General features: G+C 51.3%; 13 protein-coding genes. 3 read left to right on the plus strand and 10 right to left on the minus strand.

Annotation, left to right across the window (positions count from 1 at the left end; genetic code table 11):
- Positions 1-6: 6 nt before the first annotated feature.
- A complete protein-coding gene (locus ACCI49_RS04155) occupies positions 7-1,713 on the minus strand; it encodes a FimL-related protein (protein ID WP_371837717.1) in 1,707 nt (568 codons plus the stop codon).
- Between the two features lie 379 nt (positions 1,714-2,092).
- Between ACCI49_RS04155 and nhaB the strand changes: the two genes are divergently transcribed.
- Positions 2,093-3,628 (plus strand): sodium/proton antiporter NhaB, encoded by a 1,536-nt coding sequence (gene nhaB / locus ACCI49_RS04160; protein ID WP_371837773.1) that lies wholly within the window; start codon positions 2,093-2,095, stop codon positions 3,626-3,628.
- A gap of 101 nt (positions 3,629-3,729) precedes the next feature.
- Here the strand turns inward: nhaB and dnaQ are convergent, their stop codons facing one another.
- Genes dnaQ through ACCI49_RS04175 form a run of 3 tightly spaced genes read right to left on the minus strand, consistent with a single transcriptional unit; the run spans position 3,730 to position 5,746 of the window.
- Positions 3,730-4,455: a DNA polymerase III subunit epsilon gene (dnaQ, locus tag ACCI49_RS04165; RefSeq protein WP_371837718.1), complete on the minus strand. Its 726-nt coding sequence runs from the start codon at positions 4,453-4,455 to the stop codon at positions 3,730-3,732.
- A gap of 14 nt (positions 4,456-4,469) precedes the next feature.
- Positions 4,470-4,907, minus strand: a complete 438-nt coding sequence (gene rnhA / locus ACCI49_RS04170; RefSeq protein WP_371837719.1) for a ribonuclease HI — start codon at positions 4,905-4,907, stop codon at positions 4,470-4,472.
- 50 nt (positions 4,908-4,957) lie between these two features.
- Entirely contained in the window at positions 4,958-5,746 is a 789-nt protein-coding gene (locus tag ACCI49_RS04175) for a class I SAM-dependent methyltransferase (protein ID WP_371837720.1), read from the minus strand.
- 213 nt (positions 5,747-5,959) lie between these two features.
- Between ACCI49_RS04175 and gloB the strand changes: the two genes are divergently transcribed.
- Both gloB and ACCI49_RS04185 read left to right on the plus strand, forming a co-directional pair.
- Positions 5,960-6,742 (plus strand): hydroxyacylglutathione hydrolase, encoded by a 783-nt coding sequence (gene gloB, locus ACCI49_RS04180; RefSeq protein ID WP_371837721.1) that lies wholly within the window; start codon positions 5,960-5,962, stop codon positions 6,740-6,742.
- 194 nt (positions 6,743-6,936) lie between these two features.
- Entirely contained in the window at positions 6,937-8,496 is a 1,560-nt protein-coding gene (locus tag ACCI49_RS04185; RefSeq protein WP_371837722.1) for a LysM peptidoglycan-binding domain-containing protein, read from the plus strand.
- A 102-nt stretch (positions 8,497-8,598) separates the two neighbouring features.
- On the opposite strand, the gene ACCI49_RS04190 is transcribed toward ACCI49_RS04185, so the two are convergent.
- From ACCI49_RS04190 to tig, 6 genes are all read right to left on the minus strand, one after another.
- On the minus strand, positions 8,599-10,482 hold the full coding sequence (locus ACCI49_RS04190; RefSeq protein WP_371837723.1) for a SurA N-terminal domain-containing protein: 1,884 nt from the start codon (positions 10,480-10,482) through the stop codon (positions 8,599-8,601).
- Between the two features lie 124 nt (positions 10,483-10,606).
- Positions 10,607-10,924 carry a non-specific DNA-binding protein Hbs gene (hbs, locus tag ACCI49_RS04195; protein WP_371837774.1) on the minus strand — a complete coding sequence of 106 codons (318 nt, stop codon included), beginning with the start codon at positions 10,922-10,924 and terminating at the stop codon, positions 10,607-10,609.
- A 210-nt stretch (positions 10,925-11,134) separates the two neighbouring features.
- Positions 11,135-13,540 carry an endopeptidase La gene (gene lon, locus ACCI49_RS04200; protein WP_371837724.1) on the minus strand — a complete coding sequence of 802 codons (2,406 nt, stop codon included), beginning with the start codon at positions 13,538-13,540 and terminating at the stop codon, positions 11,135-11,137.
- Positions 13,541-13,814: 274 nt separating this feature from the next.
- Positions 13,815-15,101 carry an ATP-dependent Clp protease ATP-binding subunit ClpX gene (gene clpX / locus ACCI49_RS04205; RefSeq protein ID WP_371837725.1) on the minus strand — a complete coding sequence of 429 codons (1,287 nt, stop codon included), beginning with the start codon at positions 15,099-15,101 and terminating at the stop codon, positions 13,815-13,817.
- Positions 15,102-15,264: 163 nt separating this feature from the next.
- Positions 15,265-15,906 carry an ATP-dependent Clp endopeptidase proteolytic subunit ClpP gene (clpP, locus tag ACCI49_RS04210; protein ID WP_371837726.1) on the minus strand — a complete coding sequence of 214 codons (642 nt, stop codon included), beginning with the start codon at positions 15,904-15,906 and terminating at the stop codon, positions 15,265-15,267.
- Positions 15,907-16,094: 188 nt separating this feature from the next.
- Positions 16,095-17,408 (minus strand): trigger factor, encoded by a 1,314-nt coding sequence (gene tig, locus ACCI49_RS04215; protein ID WP_371837727.1) that lies wholly within the window; start codon positions 17,406-17,408, stop codon positions 16,095-16,097.
- Between the last annotated feature and the right edge of the window lie 36 nt (positions 17,409-17,444).

A 17,444-nucleotide genomic window follows, 5' to 3' on the forward strand; every position in this document is an offset into this window, starting at 1 on the left:
TCCTGTTTAAGCCGCCTCAACAGGGTAACCAAGTGCGGCCAGACTCTCCACCGCGAGATTCAAAGACTGGACATCTGCCTGGCGGTGCAACTTCACCTCACCTAGATAATATTCGAGGCTGATAATGGCATCGGCAAAAATTTCCAGTGACCGCTCAACATCGGGCGCCGAATCGTGGCGATCAACCACCGTTTCGACAAAATTGAGTAACCCTTGAACTACTGAAGCCGCGCGCTGCAATTTAAGTACGATCAAACCTCCACGCACTGAATTGAGGGTAGTAGAAACGTTGCGGATATGACCGTGGTCGAATCCGGATTCCGCATAAGCAGCCAGCGCCCGCTTAATTAGCGCAAGTCCCGCCTCTGCTTCTTTCAATACTGCAACCTCTGCTTCGGCCAACTGGCTGTGCTCAAATGCAATATCCGCGTGGCCATATTCATCAAGGTCAATGGAGGTGCTCTGTTTTAAGGCGCGTACCGTACTATCAACCATCAGCACTTGGCCAGTAAGCTTTTGCAGGGCCGACTCTGCAACAGATCCACCAGCTCCTGCAGCACTTTGGTACTCAGCTACCGCGTTGCGCAGGCTTTCCCCCACACGTTTAAAGTTCAACATTTGCAGGGTACCTGCAACCCGTTGCAACACACCGGCCAAGCCATCATCCTCATCAATACCTGAAATACCAATTAACTCAATATCATCCAGCATCCTACGCACACTGGATAACTCTTCATCCAGCGCACTGGCAACAGCGGAAATTGCGGTAGCGCCGGGGCCTCCCAAGCTCGCGCGCTCCCGCTCCAGTTCTTCCTCTGTATATTCGGGGGATTCGGCCGAGAAAATCTCGAGAAGCTTGGTCCCAGCCTCCGCGGGTCGTGAAAGAGCAAGCCAATAGATACACTCTTTTAATAGTATCGGTGGTGCTGGCTGGTCCAGAGCGGTATCACACTCCTTTTGCAGTGCACGCAACCAACGGTCAAACATGCTAAATACCATCACCCGTGAACGACTGATACGCATTTCACTGGAAGCCATGCCCGTCAGGGCAGCACCGGCCACTACCCACAGACGCCCGTTAGGGCGACCGGTGGTAATACTGGCAATACGCTCCAGTGCACGAGCCATCATGGTGAAAGCAGGGCCACGGGGCTTACCGCGTAAAAGTGCCAAAAGGCCCACTTGGTACATATGGCGGAATCTGCGAACAAAACTTCGTAAGTCCTCAGACATCACAGCTGATGCGCCGATAGCTGGAATAGAGGCATCTAGATTACAACGGAAAAAATGGCTCTCCGGCACCGGTGGCTGGGAACGCGCAGCTCGCAAGTTATTTATATAAGGAATCAATAGCTCAGGTCTGGCAATGGCGCGACTCTGTACAAAGTCCAGATAGCGGCCCAACACATAAAAGCCAGTACCCAGAGCCTCCAATAGCTCTTCGGTAGCCTGCTGGTGCCCTTCCAGGACCTCGGTTAAAGCTGTAATCTTTTCCTGGGTAAGCAACTCGCCAGCGTGAAGCTGCACCATCTGTAGCACCCCGCTCACTTGCCTTAAAGCAGCCAGACACTGCTCCAGCGCCTGCTTCTGGGTGGTCTCCGCTGCAAATTTATCCAGGTGAGAGGCAGCACTGTCTATTGCTACTACCAGCTCATCCTTGACTACATTGACAGAAGTGATGTTGATCTTTCGCAATTCACTCTTTGCCTGCACCGCTGCACTCTTCCTGTAACCGAACAAAAAACAACCAAAACCTGGGGTTTTAGCTTGATAAGGGGCAATTTATACCAATAGGGGAAAGAGTCCACCTTTCCGCATATATTTTCCACCGAATATTCGACAAATCCTTTGCGACGTCCTCTGCCGCTCCTAAATTACTTGAATTTTCCGGAAAACCCAGTAGCGTTTGCTACTTTCAAGTGTACAGCGGTGCACTTTTTCTTGATTGCGCACAAAAAACAACCAACCTGTATAGGTTGAACACAAAGGAAGGAAACATCGTGGCTGGGGGCTCCCCACAATGTCACAAAGGGCAGGGACCACCCGACACTCCAATTTGACCCAAATACAGGGTTAACCAGGGAAGTAAATGATGAACACCTACAACAATACACTTACGGCCGCCGGAAACGGTTTTGGCCGAGCTTTTGCGGATAATTTTCTCGGTGAGGCCCCGGACTGGTACAAGCTGACCATAGCTGCCTTTCTTCTGTTGAATCCATTAATACTTTATGTCAGCGGCCCCTTTACCACCGGCTGGGTACTCATTGGAGAATTCATTTTCACTTTGGCAATGGCACTCAAGTGTTATCCACTGCAACCCGGTGGCCTACTCGCTATTGAAGCTGTTTTAATGGGGATGACAAGCACCGATGCTGTCTATCACGAGGTAATCGAGAATATTGAAGTCATACTGCTGCTGATGTTTATGGTGGCCGGTATCTACTTTATGAAGAGCCTGCTACTTTTTGTATTCACAAAAATTCTGATTAATGTGAACTCCAAAAGCATGCTGTCGCTACTATTTTGTGCAGTGGCTGCCGTGCTATCAGCTTTTCTCGATGCACTTACAGTAACTGCCGTTTTGATTGCGGTCGCTGTAGGGTTTTATTCAGTTTATCACCGGGTTGCCTCGCAACAACCCCATCACCATCATGATCACGACCACTCCAACGATGAACATGTCGTAGAGTACCACCGAGAGGACCTGGACCAATTTCGCGCCTATCTACGCAGCCTTATTATGCACGGTGCAGTGGGCACAGCCCTTGGAGGTGTGTGTACCCTGGTAGGTGAGCCACAAAACCTGTTGATCGCAGAGAAAGCCGGCTGGGAATTCCTTCAGTTTTTCCTGCAGATGGCCCCTGTAACCATCCCCACCCTGTTCGCCGGACTTATTACCTGTGTAATCTTGGAAAAATCCAAAATACTTGGCTATGGTGCCCAACTTCCCCTCGCGGTTCGTGAAGTCCTGCTGAATTTCTCAAGGGAAGAGGAAAAAAAGCGTACCCCAGCTCAAGTTGCAGAACTTTGGGTACAAGGTATCGTTGCCCTATTGCTGGTATTCGCATTGGCTTTCCATGTTGCGGAAGTCGGTATTATCGGCTTGATGATTATTGTATTGCTGACCTCCTTTAACGGGGTTGTGCAAGAGGCCCGCATCGGTCACGCTTTTGAAGAAGCTCTGCCCTTTACTGCGCTACTGGTAGTATTTTTTGCCATCGTGGCGGTAATTCACCAGCAGCATCTATTTGAACCGGTAACCCATTTTGTACTTTCGCAGAAGCCTGAACAGCAGCCCGCCCTGCTGTTCCTGGCCAATGGTATTCTGTCCATGATCAGTGACAATGTGTTTGTAGCTACGGTGTATATCAATGAAGTAAAAGCAGCGCTTACTGCTGGCGATATTACCCGGGAGCACTTCGACAAACTGGCGATCGCCATTAACACGGGAACCAACCTGCCCAGTGTCGCAACACCCAATGGCCAGGCAGCTTTTCTATTCTTGTTGACTTCTGCGTTGGCCCCATTGATTCGCTTATCTTACGGGCGCATGGTATTGATGGCCCTGCCGTACACCATCGTACTCAGCATCGTAGCCTTGACCTGCGTGATTTACGCAATATGAAACAAAAGAAGTTAGTATGGGCAACAGGAAGTGACCCACGCTGGAACGGTTGAAGAAATTAAACCGCCCGATCAAAGCCCGCTATACGCGGGCTTTTTTGTTTACCAGAAATGCTTACCCGCAGACTTCTGTAATAGTTCTAACATGGACTGATGGGCTTTTGCTTCAACTGCACCGGCCTGAATTACAGATAGGGAAGGCCTGTTCGGGGAAAGCCTGCGAACTGCTGTGGAAGCTGCCTCGCTCTGGCCTTGCTCCCTATCCTCCGGGTTTTGTGTATCACTGCCGCCGAGCACCAGATCCGTCTGGCCGCCAGTCATCATAAGATAAACGTCGGCGAGGATCTCCGCATCCAGCAAAGCACCGTGCAGGTCGCGCTGAGAATTATCAACAAAATAGCGCTTACAGAGAGCGTCCAGATTATTCTTCTGACCTGGGTGCTTCTCCCGTGCTAACGCCAGGGTATCCAAGACAGTACTGTGCGCATTTACACTTTGCCAACGCGGGCTCCGCAGTATTTTCAGTTCAGCGTTGATAAAGCCAACATCGAAGGGAGCATTGTGAATGACCAGCTCAGCTCCCTCGCAGAAGCTCATAAATTCATCAGCAACCTGTGCAAAGACCGGCTTATCAGCGAGAAACTCATTGGTGATTCCATGGACTTCAATCGCGCCGTCATCCACCTGCCTTTGCGGATTAATGTACTGGTGGTAATGACGTCCGGTGAGCTTACGGTTTACCAGTTCCACACAGCCGATTTCAATAATCCGATGGCCACTTTTGGGGTCAAGGCCGGTGGTTTCTGTATCGAGCACAACTTGACGCATATTCTACTTCCCCCTCAGGATTTGAGCTCATCAATACCGCGATTGGCCAACTGATCCGCCCGTTCGTTACCAGGATGACCAGCGTGGCCCTTCACCCAGTGCCACTCCACCTGATGCCTGGTAACACTCTCATCCAACTGGCGCCAGAGGTCGGCATTCTTGACCGGTTTCTTACTGGCCGTTTTCCAGCCATTTTTCTTCCAGTTATTAATCCAGCCAGTAATACCCTGCCGCAAATACTGTGAATCAGTATGCAGATCAACTTGGCACGGCTGTTTCAGTGCCTTGAGGGCCTGGATTGCCGCCATCAGTTCCATCCGGTTATTGGTGGTATGAGACTCACCTCCGAACAATTCTTTCTCCAAGTCCCCAAAAACCAGTAGGGCTCCCCAGCCGCCTGGTCCTGGATTACCGCGACAGGCACCATCGGTATAAATAGTAATTTGTTTCAAAATCAATGCCAAAGTAGGAGTGAAGCCGAATCCTGTGGAGGTCCACAGGATCAACGCTTCTGATACTTCCCCCGCGCCGCTACGCGGGGGCTAGTTGGGGTGGCTACCAAAACGGGCTTCCGCCGAGTGCGCCAGTTAATTTTTATGGTGCGCATGCGCGCCACTTCTTTGCGCGCGACTATGATGTAAAAGCCACCCCAAGGCAAGCGCCAGCGGGAGCCTAAACGCTCCATCCAGGCAGTTCTAGCGAGAAGCTCCTTTTGCTGCAAAGGAAGCCGAAAGTAGCCCCGATGAACCCCCTCAGCTTGAAGATCCAATAAATTCATCCAATCGGCAACCCGTGCTGCACGCAATTGATTGCCCTTTTGGTAGGCTCCCCGGGAAAACAACAGCCGTGATAAACCGAGAAGGGAAAAAGGGTTAAACCCCATGAGCAACATATGACCGCCGGGTATCAGCACCCGGGCGGCCTCCCGCAGAACCTGGTGAGGATGCACAGAAAAATCCAACAGATGATGTAATAGAACAACATCTATAGATTCAGATGGGAGCGGCAAATGCTCCAGTTCCACCTGAGCCGCACCAACCTGCTCTGAGCAGGTAGCTAGACGGAAACGGTGATTGATCCGGCTGGAGACGGCAAAGTCGACTGCATCGGTGACCCCTGCCTGCAGGAGATGATACCCAAAGAACCCCTCCACCAGAGGTTGGCTAAGCGCCAGTTGCTGGGACAATATTTCCTGCCCCAAGCTACTGGAAAACCAGTGAGACAACGCCGGACATGCCTTTGCCAGTGACGGCAGCTCCCAGTCGCTCTGCGACCTGGACTTTTCAGTCATTTAATCTCCTATTGGAAACCATTACATTCAGAGTCTCAAACCAACCTCACCTAAATATTCACGACACAGCACCCGCGCAAGTTCAGCTCAATAGCGTAACGTCATTTACCAGCAGAGAAAATGCCAAATGTCGAGCACCGAAAACTCTCTCGGCACACTAACACTTTATTTACATGGTATCGTTTTCAAACTCAGTAAGCAGGCAGGAACAAAATGCTCTTAATAACCCCCATTCCGGCACTGAACGACAATTATATCTGGCATCTTAGTAGGGATGATGAACATTGGGTTGTTGACCCTGGTGAGGCCACCCCGGTTGTCGAGGCACTTCAGGGTGCCTCTCTGAATGGCATTTTGATTACCCACCATCATTTCGACCATACTGGCGGCGCTGCCACACTGCGTAAACGCTACCAGTGCCCGATCTTTGGGCCCGCTTCCGTCAAAGAGGTGACAAATGAAATTGTAGAGGGAAGCAGCCTTACGGTTTTGGGGGTTCCCCTGAGTGTCTGGAGTATTCCAGGACACACATTGGACCACCTTGCACTCATTTTTGAAGAGCAAGCGGCTGACGGCACTACTCAAACCCACCTATTTTGTGGTGATACTCTTTTTGCCGCTGGTTGTGGGCGCCTATTTGAAGGGTCTCCAGAACAGATGTTCCACTCTTTACAAAGATTAAGCGCCCTACCTCCTACAACACGCATTTATTGCGCGCACGAGTACACAGTGGGTAATCTGAACTTTGCCAACACTATCGAGCCAGGTAATAAAGAGGTCACCCAGAGGCTCGCACAGTGCCAAGCTCTCAGGGCCGCCAACAAGCCCACCCTGCCATCCAATATGGCCCTGGAGCAGGCAACCAATCCGTTTTTGCGCTGCGGCATCGCTGAGATTATGCAAAGTGGCGCCCATCACCTGGGACGCAAAAACCCTGATGGCTTGAATGAAGTCGAGATATTTTCCAGCCTTCGCGACTGGAAGGACCACTTCTAAACGAAGGCCGTCAGCTAGAATCCTATAAGAGTCATCTGCGGGCGAATTGTTTAAATGTTACTCTCCCGCGTTGACCGAAACTATTTCGGCTATTTAGAATCTATGGCTATGATCTAATGCTCAGCGTCAGCAAAATATAAGCGCCAAGGCGCGCTCTGAGTCTGGAATTAAAAGAAATACTCGCGGATACAAAAATGGTTCACAAGAATTTTGCCGTGGCTTTGTTAGCTGCCACGGTCGGGGCCTGCTCACAAATGCCAAATAAGAGCTCATCGCCCGAGAGCGAATTACCCCAAGCAGAAGAAACCACAACTGCGAATAATACTACCACCAGGTTCCAACCTCCCGAAGAAACACTGCCACCGACAGATATCTGGGAACGCCTACGCCGCGGCTTCCGCCTCAATCACCATGTCGATGATCCCCAAGTCCAGGATTACATTGCCTATTTTTCCCGCAATGAAGGCTATATGGCGCGCGTTAGCGAGCGCTCACGTCGCTATATTTTCCACGTGGCTGAGGAATTGGAACAAGCCAATATGCCACTGGAGTTGGCCCTGCTGCCGATTGTGGAGAGTGCCTACGACCCCTTTGCCTACTCTCATGCCCGAGCCTCTGGCATGTGGCAGTTTATTCCGTCTACCGGCCGCTCATTTGGCCTGAAGCAGAACTGGTGGTATGACGGTCGCAGGGATGTACATGAATCAACCCGCGCAGCTGTTAAATACTTCAGCTACCTTCTCGGACGCTTTGATAACGACTGGGAGCTGGCTCTGGCCGCCTACAATGCTGGCGAAGGTACAGTACGCAGGGCAGTTGAGCGCAATCGCCGCAAGGGCCAGGGCACCAGTTTTTGGGAGCTGAAGCTGCCGCGGGAAACCAAGCGATATATCCCTCAGCTTCTTGCCCTGGCAGAGGTGGTTTCACGCCCCGACTACTATAAAGTGCCTTTGCACGAAGTAGCCAATAAACCCTACTATGCCCGTGTCAATGTCGGCAGCCAGATTGGCTTGGCTCAGGCGGCCGACCTTGCCGAAATCGAAATTGATGAACTTTACCTGCTGAACCCCGGATACAACCGTTGGGCAACCGATCCAAATGGCAGCCACCAGCTGCTGATTCCCATCGAAAGTCAGGCATTATTTGAGGCGGCATTGAAGGAGCTACCCGAGGACCAGCGGGTAACTTGGCAGCGTTATACCATCGCCCGTGGTGATACCCTCTCTACTATCGCACGGCGATACCAGACGACAATTACAGCCATCCGCGAGGCTAACCAACTTCACAATAACAACATCCGTGCCGGTAAGACTCTACTAATCCCCAGTGCGTCGGGCCCTACCGGGCAATACGCCTACGCCTTGGATCAACGCGTGAAAAATCGCCAATCCTCCGGACAGGGAAAGGGACAGAAAACCAGTTACACTGTGAAACCTGGGGATAGTCTTTGGGCTATTGCCCGCGGCTTGAAAGTAAGTGTGAAACAACTGGCCAGTTGGAACAGTATGGCACCCGGAGATACCCTGCGCCCCGGCCGCACCCTAATTGCCTATGGCAGCGTATCAGGCAACAACAGTCGCACCACTCGCAAAGTCTCTTACAAAGTTAGAAATGGCGACTCTCTCTATCGTATCGCCAACAAATTCAGTATTGAAATCGACGATATACTGCGCTGGAATAAAATTACCAAATCAAAGTATTTGCAGCCCGGCCAGCGTTTGACGTTATTCGTGGACAGTGCTGGCAACAGTTAGGTTTTCTGTGCCCCCAAAAAAGTCACCGGGGCGACCATAATTAATTGAACTCACAAATAAAAAAACCGGCAGTTGCCGGTTTTTTTAACTTCTCAAACTACATTATTCACTTTCAGAGCTCAGCTCAATTTTTGCCTGATCCGAAAGGAAGCGTCGAATTGCGGCAAGCTCCGCGCCCCCATTAACAGAGGCCAGTTGCTGCATGAGCGCCTGGCGCTGCTCCTTACTTTGCTGCGCAAGGCTACCTTCACGCACGTCGCGCAATTCAAGTACAACCTGGTCACCGCTACTGGTAGCAAATACCGACAATTCATCTGAGCCTGATGCCGGCACCGGCAGGGTGAAAGCCTTATTGTTAATTTCGCCACGCTCACCGAATCCACCGCGACGAGTCTTGTCACTGGTTTCCAGGGTAAGACCCTGCTCTTCCGCCAACTTGGAAAAATCTTCACCTGCAGCCAGCTTTTCTTTGAAGGCTTCGGCCTGCTTGGCCAGCTGTTCGCTGGCTTTGTCGCGCTTCAGACGGTCAACAATCTGTTCACGAACTTCTGCCAATGGGTAGGTACCAGCAGGTTTGGACTCGGTAACGCGCAATACCACAGAGTGTTCATTGTTAAGGTTTAGCACATCTGAAGTATTACCATCCTCCATAACTTCAGGAGAGAAAGCCGCTTCAACCACTTGAGCATTAGCCAGGACGCCCGCACCACTATCGCGGGCAAAAAGGCCACTGGTTTGAAGTGGAACACCCAGCTCCTCAGCCGGGCCAGCGAGGCTTTCGGCATTATATGCCAAGTCGGCCAGGCGGCTCAGGGCATCAACAAATTCGCTCTCGGCCGCTGCTGTACGCAATTGCCCTTCAATCGCGCCCTTACGCTCTTCAAAGGTCGGTGGCTCACTCTGCTCCACTTCCAGTAACTTAATGAAGTGTGTGCCACTATCTGTGGCCACAGGAGCGGATACCTGGCCCACCTCCAAGGATGCCAGAGCTTGCTCAAAAGCCTGGGGGAATACATCGCCAGTAGTGAAGCCGAGATCCCCCCCCTCTTCACTAGAAGCAATATCTTCCGAATAAGTTTTGGCTAATTCGGCAAAATCCTCACCAGCATTGAGTTTGGTCTGGATCTCTTCGATCTTCTCCTGATCCGCATCCTCCAACAGGATATGGGCTGCGCGGCGGCGAAGATCAGAACCAAAGCTGGCAATCTCCTGATCGTACTGGGAGCGCACATCCTCTTCGGAAATATCGATATTGGCAGCAAACACCTCGGGGGTCAGCTCGATATACTCCACAGCCACCTGCTCGGGGCGCTGATACTGGCTCTGGTTTTCCTGGTAATACTGCTCTATCTCTGCATCACTGACTTCAGTGGTTGCGAGCAGCTCTTGCACCGGCATTACTACATAATCGAAATCGCGTTCCTCCATGGAGGCCGCGACAACTTGCTCTGCATCCGCTTCGGTAGTAAAGGCGCTTTCGGTTACGCTATCCGCAAATTGTTGCAGAGCCAGGTCGCTCTCCACAATCTGCGGAAAGTTGGCAGTGCTGTACCCCATCCGACGTAACGCATCGCGGTACAGCTGGGGATCAAAAGTACCGTTCACTTGGAAAGCTGGTATATCGGTGATCGCCTTATTGACAGCAGCAGTGCTCATTACCATACCGCTTTCCTGGGCGGCTTGGCGCATCACCGAACTGGAGATCAACTGGCGCAATACCGGTTCACGCAGCTGTTCATCACTGATCAGATCAGCCGGGACATTTTCCCCATATTGACTCATGATCATACTGCGACGATTTTGGATCGCACGCTGTAAATCCAATTCGGTAATTTTCTCACCATTTACCTCGGCTACCGCATCAGCGGCACCACCACTAGCCCCGGTGAAAAAATCAATTCCCCCAATGACCATAATGAACCCAAAGAAAGCCGCGAGAATAATTGCCGCCGTCCCTTTCAGGTTATCGCGCATGGACTGAAGCATGCTCAGCTCCGAAATTTGACTCTAATTATTTGACTGTTACCAGATATAAAAAAGGCGTATCCGAACTGACACGCCTCTTTGAAGCTTCGACTCTATTCCAAAGTCTCGAAGTTCACCGACAAAGTTAGTTTACGGCGTCTTTCAGGGCTTTACCGGCCTTGAAGTTTGGAATTTTTGCCGCGGCAATTTCAATGGGGTCACCAGTGCGCGGGTTGCGGCCGGTGCGGGCTGCACGCTCTTTAACTGCAAAAGTACCAAAGCCTACCAAGGCAACCTGATCGCCTTTTTTAAGCGCATCAGTAATGCTATCAACCATTGCGTCCAAAGCACGGCCAGCTGCTGCTTTTGGAATATCTGCAGATGCGGCAATTGCTTCAATCAGTTCGGACTTATTCACGCTTAATCCCTCTGTTCTTTTTAAATATGTTCGGGGCGCCCTCAGGTCAGGCACCCCTAATTGTAACTTTTTAACCACCGGCAATTTAGGCGCCGGGCAATAAGCCACGTTTTATACCAACTGGCCGGTAGTGGGTCAAGGAACCATGCGGGTTTCCGGCCAGCTGAACAAAACTCAAGCAGCAAAAATCAACAGAGTGGTTATGTTTTGGTCTTGCAAATTGTTACGGGGTGACAATTGCCACCCCGTAACAGATTAATGGGTCTGGATAGATCTTTGCGAACGCTCTTCCGCCTTCTTTTGTAAGGCGGAGTATTCCTCGTCTGACAGGGATTCAGGCTTGTGCTCTAGTGCCAGCTCCAGTACCTGATCGATCCATTTGACCGGTTTTACCACCAAGTCCTGAAGGATATTGTCGGGTATATCTTTCAAGTCCCGTTCATTATCTGCAGGAATCAGTACAGTTTGAATACCTCCACGATGCGCTGCCAATAACTTTTCCTTGAGACCACCGATTCGTAAAACTTCTCCACGCAAAGTGATTTCACCGGTCATCGCCACATCGGATCGCACCGGAATATCGGTAAGCACTGAAACCAATGCCGTACACATAGCAATACCCGCAGAGGGGCCATCCTTTGGTGTGGCGCCCTCTGGCACATGGATATGAATATCCCGCGTCTCGTGGAAATCCGGCCCTATTCCCAGGGCCTGCGAGCGTGAACGCACTACAGTCAAGGCAGCCTGGATCGACTCCTGCATTACATCACCCAGGGAGCCAGTCTTGATCATACGGCCTTTACCGGGCACGGCGGACGCTTCAATATTAAGCAACTCACCACCGACCTCAGTCCAGGCAAGACCGGTAACGATACCGATTTTGTTTTCTTCCTCGGCGCGACCGAAGTCAAACTTGCGCACACCCAGTAACTCTTCCAATTGGTCAGACTTAACTACAGCCCTTTTATCCGAAGGGTTACGTACATGCTCGGTCACAATCTTGCGGCAGATCTTGGCAATTTCGCGATCCAGTCCACGCACACCAGCTTCGCGTGTATAGTAACGAACTATGTCGCGTATTGCCTCATCGGACAGGTCCAACTCATCGTCTTTCAAGCCATTGGCCTTGCGCTGTTTGGGTACCAAGTAGCGTTGCGCAATATTGAGTTTTTCGTCCTCGGTATAGCCGGGGATGCGGATAACCTCCATGCGATCCAGTAGCGGACCGGGAATATTCATGGAGTTCGAGGTACACACGAACATTACATCTGACAGGTCGTAATCCACCTCGAGATAATGGTCGTTAAAGGTCTTGTTCTGCTCCGGGTCCAAAACTTCAAGCAGCGCTGAAGCTGGATCCCCGCGCTGATCCATGCCCATCTTATCGACCTCATCAAGGAGGAATAGAGGGTTTTTGACGCCAACCTTGGAAATCTTCTGCACCAGTTTACCGGGCAGCGAGCCGATATAGGTGCGGCGGTGCCCGCGAATTTCCGCTTCATCACGCACCCCGCCGAGGGCCATACGTATGTACTGGCGGTTGGTGGCTCGCGCTATGGATTGACCGAGTGAGGTCTTACCAACCCCGGGGGGGCCTACCAGACACAAGATTGGGCCCTTAACCTTTTTGACCCGCTTTTGCACGGCAAGGTATTCAAGTATGCGCTCTTTAACCTCTTCCAGACCATAGTGTTCTTTCTCAAGAATCTCCTCAGCCTTTTTCAGGTCGTGCCGTACGCGGCTGGCCTTTTTCCATGGCAGGCTCAGCATCCAGTCGATATAGCTGCGCAGAACCGATGCCTCTGCCGACATCGGTGACATCATTTTCAACTTGCCAAGCTCAGCGCGGGTTTTCTTCTCTGCCTCGGCGCTCATACCAGAATCCGCAATTTTGTTTTCCAGCTCTTCGATCTCATTGGGCTCTTCGGTAATTTCGCCCAACTCCTTCTGAATCGCCTTCATCTGCTCATTCAGGTAGTACTCGCGCTGGCTCTTTTCCATCTGCTTCTTCACGCGGCCACGAATGCGCTTCTCTACCTGGATCAGGTCAATTTCCGCATCCATCAGGCCAAGCAAATGCTCCAGGCGCTCTTTCACACTGGAAGTTTCTAGAAGCTCCTGTTTTTGTGCCAGTTCAAGAGACATATGAGCCGAGATAGTGTCCGCCAGGCGCCCGGGCTCATCAATACCCGAAAGGGAAGTAATTACCTCGTTGGGTACCTTTTTGCTTACCGAGACATACTGTTCAAACTGAGCCATCACCGAGCGCACCAAAGCTTCGGCCTCCGCCTCAGGCAACTCCACTGTCTCCTTGGGCTCCACACTGGCCTCAAAATGGTTATCGCGCTCCACTACATCAAGGATATTAACTCTCTCCCCCCCTTCCACTAGCACTTTAACTGTGCCGTCAGGGAGTTTGAGGAGTTGTAGAACACTAGCAATTGTACCTACGCGATAGATGTCCTCAGCGCCAGGATCATCCTCCGATGCCTTCTTCTGGGCTACGAGTAAGACTTGCTTATCCCTGCGCATGGCCTCTTCCAGAGCCTCAATGGATTTTTCCCTACCGACAAACAGCGGGATCACCATATGGGGGTAAACAACAACATCGCGCAATGGCAACAACGGATATTCAAGTTTGGTGTCGGATGACTGATCCATAGAACTCCTCTCGGCCCTATCACTGGGTATTTGGCGCGGCATCATGCTGCTGTAGTAAATGACAGCCTAATTTGGGCCACCGCCCTTTAGTTGCTAGAGATGGGGGGGGAGAGCCCGGAATACAAGTCTAATCTCGCGACCAATTTGTGCCGACTTCAACTTGATACGAGTTGGCCGCCTGCACATCAGCTGTCACTTCAAGCAAGAAAGCCGTCTTTTTTGATAAATAGAGGTTATAAAAAAGCCCCTGAACGGGGCTTTTGGCATTAAGGCACTACTCTTCTGGAGCGGCCTTTTGTGGTTGCCCCTCGCTCTCATAAACGAGCAGTGGGGCGGATTCACCCTTAATCACAGCTTCATCAATAACCACTTTGACGACATTATCAGTGGAAGGTATGTCGTACATAGTCTCAAGCAGGACCGATTCCATAATAGAGCGCAAGCCGCGGGCTCCGGTTTTGCGCTCCATTGCCTTGGTGGCTACGGCATCCAGGGCGTCGGGGCGGAAATCCAGCTCCACATCCTCCATCTCAAATAGCTTTCCGTACTGCTTGGTCAGGGCATTCCGAGGCTCAGTCAAAATCTGCACCAGGGCTTCGCGGTCCAGCTCCTCAAGTGTTGCGGTCACCGGGAGGCGACCGACAAACTCTGGGATCAGGCCGTAACGTACCAGATCTTCGGGCTCTAGATCCCTGAGGATCTCACCAAAATTGCTGGTGCCGTCTTTTGACTTCACTTCCGCACTAAAGCCAATTCCGCCTTTCTCGGAGCGATCCCGAATCACTTTATCGAGACCAGCAAAAGCGCCACCACAAATAAACAAGATATTAGAAGTATCCACCTGCAGGAACTCCTGCTGGGGGTGCTTGCGGCCACCCTGCGGAGGAACAGAGGCTACAGTTCCTTCAATCAGCTTCAGGAGCGCCTGCTGCACACCTTCACCGGACACATCCCGGGTAATAGATGGATTGTCAGACTTGCGGGAAATCTTGTCGATCTCATCGATATAGACAATGCCTTGCTGCGCCTTTTCGACATCATAGTCACACTTTTGCAGCAGTTTCTGGATGATATTCTCAACATCCTCACCGACATAACCCGCCTCGGTCAGCGTAGTGGCATCGGCGATAGTGAAAGGTACATTAAGGAGGCGGGCAAGGGTTTCAGCAAGCAGAGTTTTACCACTGCCGGTGGGGCCCACCAGCAGGATATTGGACTTGCTCAGTTCCACCTCATCCTTGCTTTTCGCACTACTTTTACTGCGCAAACGCTTATAGTGGTTGTATACGGCAACCGCCAGTACGCGCTTGGCTCGCTCCTGGCCAATGACGTATTGGTCAAGGATCTCAGTAATCTCGCGCGGTGTGGGCAGGCGCCCCTCCGGGCCCTCCGCACTCTCTTGGACCTCTTCACGAATAATGTCAGTACACAGCTCGACACATTCATCGCAGATAAAGACTGACGGCCCAGCGATTAACTTCCGCACTTCCTGCTGGCTTTTGCCACAGAAAGAGCAGTACAGCAATTTGCCGCTGTCTTCTCCGCTGCTTTTGTCGGTCATCAAAATACTCCGTGGTCACTGGCCGGCCAGGGCCTTCAAATTTAGCTATTACAGCAAGATGCTGTTTTTTGGCGTATTTTTCAAGTCCCTTCCCCATCGAGGCCACTCAAAATCTCACATATCAACAAGAAAACGCCGCTAGCAAATTTTTTTCGTTGAAATACTATTTTTCCAGAGCCTCGCGACGGGATAGCACATCGTCTACCAGACCGTACTCCTTGGCCTCATCAGCGCTCAAGAAGTGATCGCGCTCGGTATCCCGCTCAATATCGCTGACCGGGCGTCCGGAGTGGTGCGCCATCAATTCATTTAACCGGTGACGAATCTTGAGAATTTCCTGAGCCTGGATATGAATATCACTGGCTTGGCCCTGCGCACCACCGCTAGGCTGGTGAATCATTACCCGAGAATTTGGGGTAGCAAAACGCTTGCCGGAAGCTCCCGCGGTAAGCAGGAATGCACCCATGCTGCACGCTTGGCCAATACACATGGTGCTTACGTCAGGCTTGATAAACTGCATGGTGTCATAAATGGACATGCCCGCAGTCACGGAACCACCAGGGGAATTAATATACAGGTGGATATCCTTATCAGGATTTTCTGCTTCAAGAAATAACAGCTGGGCGACCACCAGATTGGCCATGTGGTCTTCCACAGGCCCGACCAGGAAAATAACCCGCTCTTTGAGTAGGCGGGAGTAAATATCAAATGAGCGCTCACCTCGAGCAGTTTGCTCCACCACCATAGGTACCAAACCGGTAGCTGAAGGGTCAATCGAGGCTTGAGGAAAATCATTTCGTGCCATAGGTACCATTGCTTCCTTATTGTGGCGTAGTCGGCGGGCCAGCAAACAGGCGACTATCGCCCATGCTGATAAATTCGGTTTTCAGAGCTTAACCGGTCAGGCGAGATAAAGCCAGCTGGCAAAAAGGGAGGAGATGCTGTGGCGCCCGACAAAGTCAGACGCCAACGCATTCTTACGAAACGAGGAAATTAACCCTGCTTTTGCGGCTTGATTACGTCGTCGTAGTTACTTTTAACTTCTTCGACTTTTGCAGACTCCAGAACAAAGTCTACAACCTGGTCTTCCAGGACTACGGACTCAACACCAGACAGCAGTTCGCGATTACTGTAGTAGTACTCAACCACCTCTTCCGGCTGCTGGTAAGTGGAGGCCAGCTCCTCAACCTTCGCTTTTACAAGATCTCCGTCAACTGACAAGTTGTTTTGCTTAACGATCTCACCCACAACGAGACCAAGTACTACGCGACGCTTAGCCTGCTCCTCAAACATGGTGTCAGGCAGCATACGCTCCGCATCTTCCGCTTTGATTTGGCCGCCAAACTGCTGAACCATCTGACCACGCAGAGTGCTAACTTCACCAGCTACCAGTGCGGAAGGCAGTTCAACCGGGTGCTTCTCGAACAACTGATCCATCACTTGGGTTTTAACTTTGTTCAAGGCTGCATTCTTGAGTTCGCGCTCCATATTGTTGCGAACTTCTTCGCGGAACTTCTCTTCGCCACCCTCTTGCACACCATAAGCTTTGAAGAACTCTTCATCCAACTCAGGCAACTCAGGCTTCTCGGAGGAGGTCACTTTGATATTAAAGGTTACTGCAGCACCTCGCAGGTCTTCAGCCTGATAGTCTTCAGGGAAAGTCAGATCCAGGTCTTTTTCCTCACCCGGCTTCATGCCGAGAATGCCCTCTTCAAAACCGGGGATCATTTGGCCAGAACCGAGCACCAGCTGGTGACCCTCTGCTTTACCACCTTCAAACTCTTCGCCGTCTTTACGACCTAAGAAGTTGATAACAACACGGTCACCTTTTTGCGCTTTACGCTTGGTGTCTTTCCAAGAGGATTGCTGCTTGCGCAACACATCAATCATGTTGTTTACATCAGTATCCGCTACTTCAGCGATTGGGCGCTCAACGCTGATTTCCGCCAGATCAGACAGCTCAACCTCGGGGTACACTTCAAAAGTGGCAACATATTCCAGATTTTCACCAGCAGCAGTCTGCTTGGCTTCAATGCTGGGCTGGCCGGCCGGCTTCAACTCTTCTTTTTGAACTGCATCATAGAAGGAGCGGCTCATAACCTCGCCGAGTACTTCCTGGCGAACACCGGCACCAAAGCGCTGGCGCACTACTTTTAAAGGCACCTTGCCTTTACGGAAACCATTTACGCGAACGGTCTTGGCAGCCTGCTGGAGACGCTTGTCCACTTCTTTATCGACGATTTCCGCCGGCAAATTAACCGTTAAACGACGCTCCAGACCGGAAGTAGTTTCGATGGAAACCTGCATGTTTATCCTCGTGAGACTATCTCTTTTATCGCGCCG

The organism is Microbulbifer epialgicus, from assembly GCF_041447265.1.
Lineage (GTDB): Bacteria > Pseudomonadota > Gammaproteobacteria > Pseudomonadales > Cellvibrionaceae > Microbulbifer > Microbulbifer epialgicus.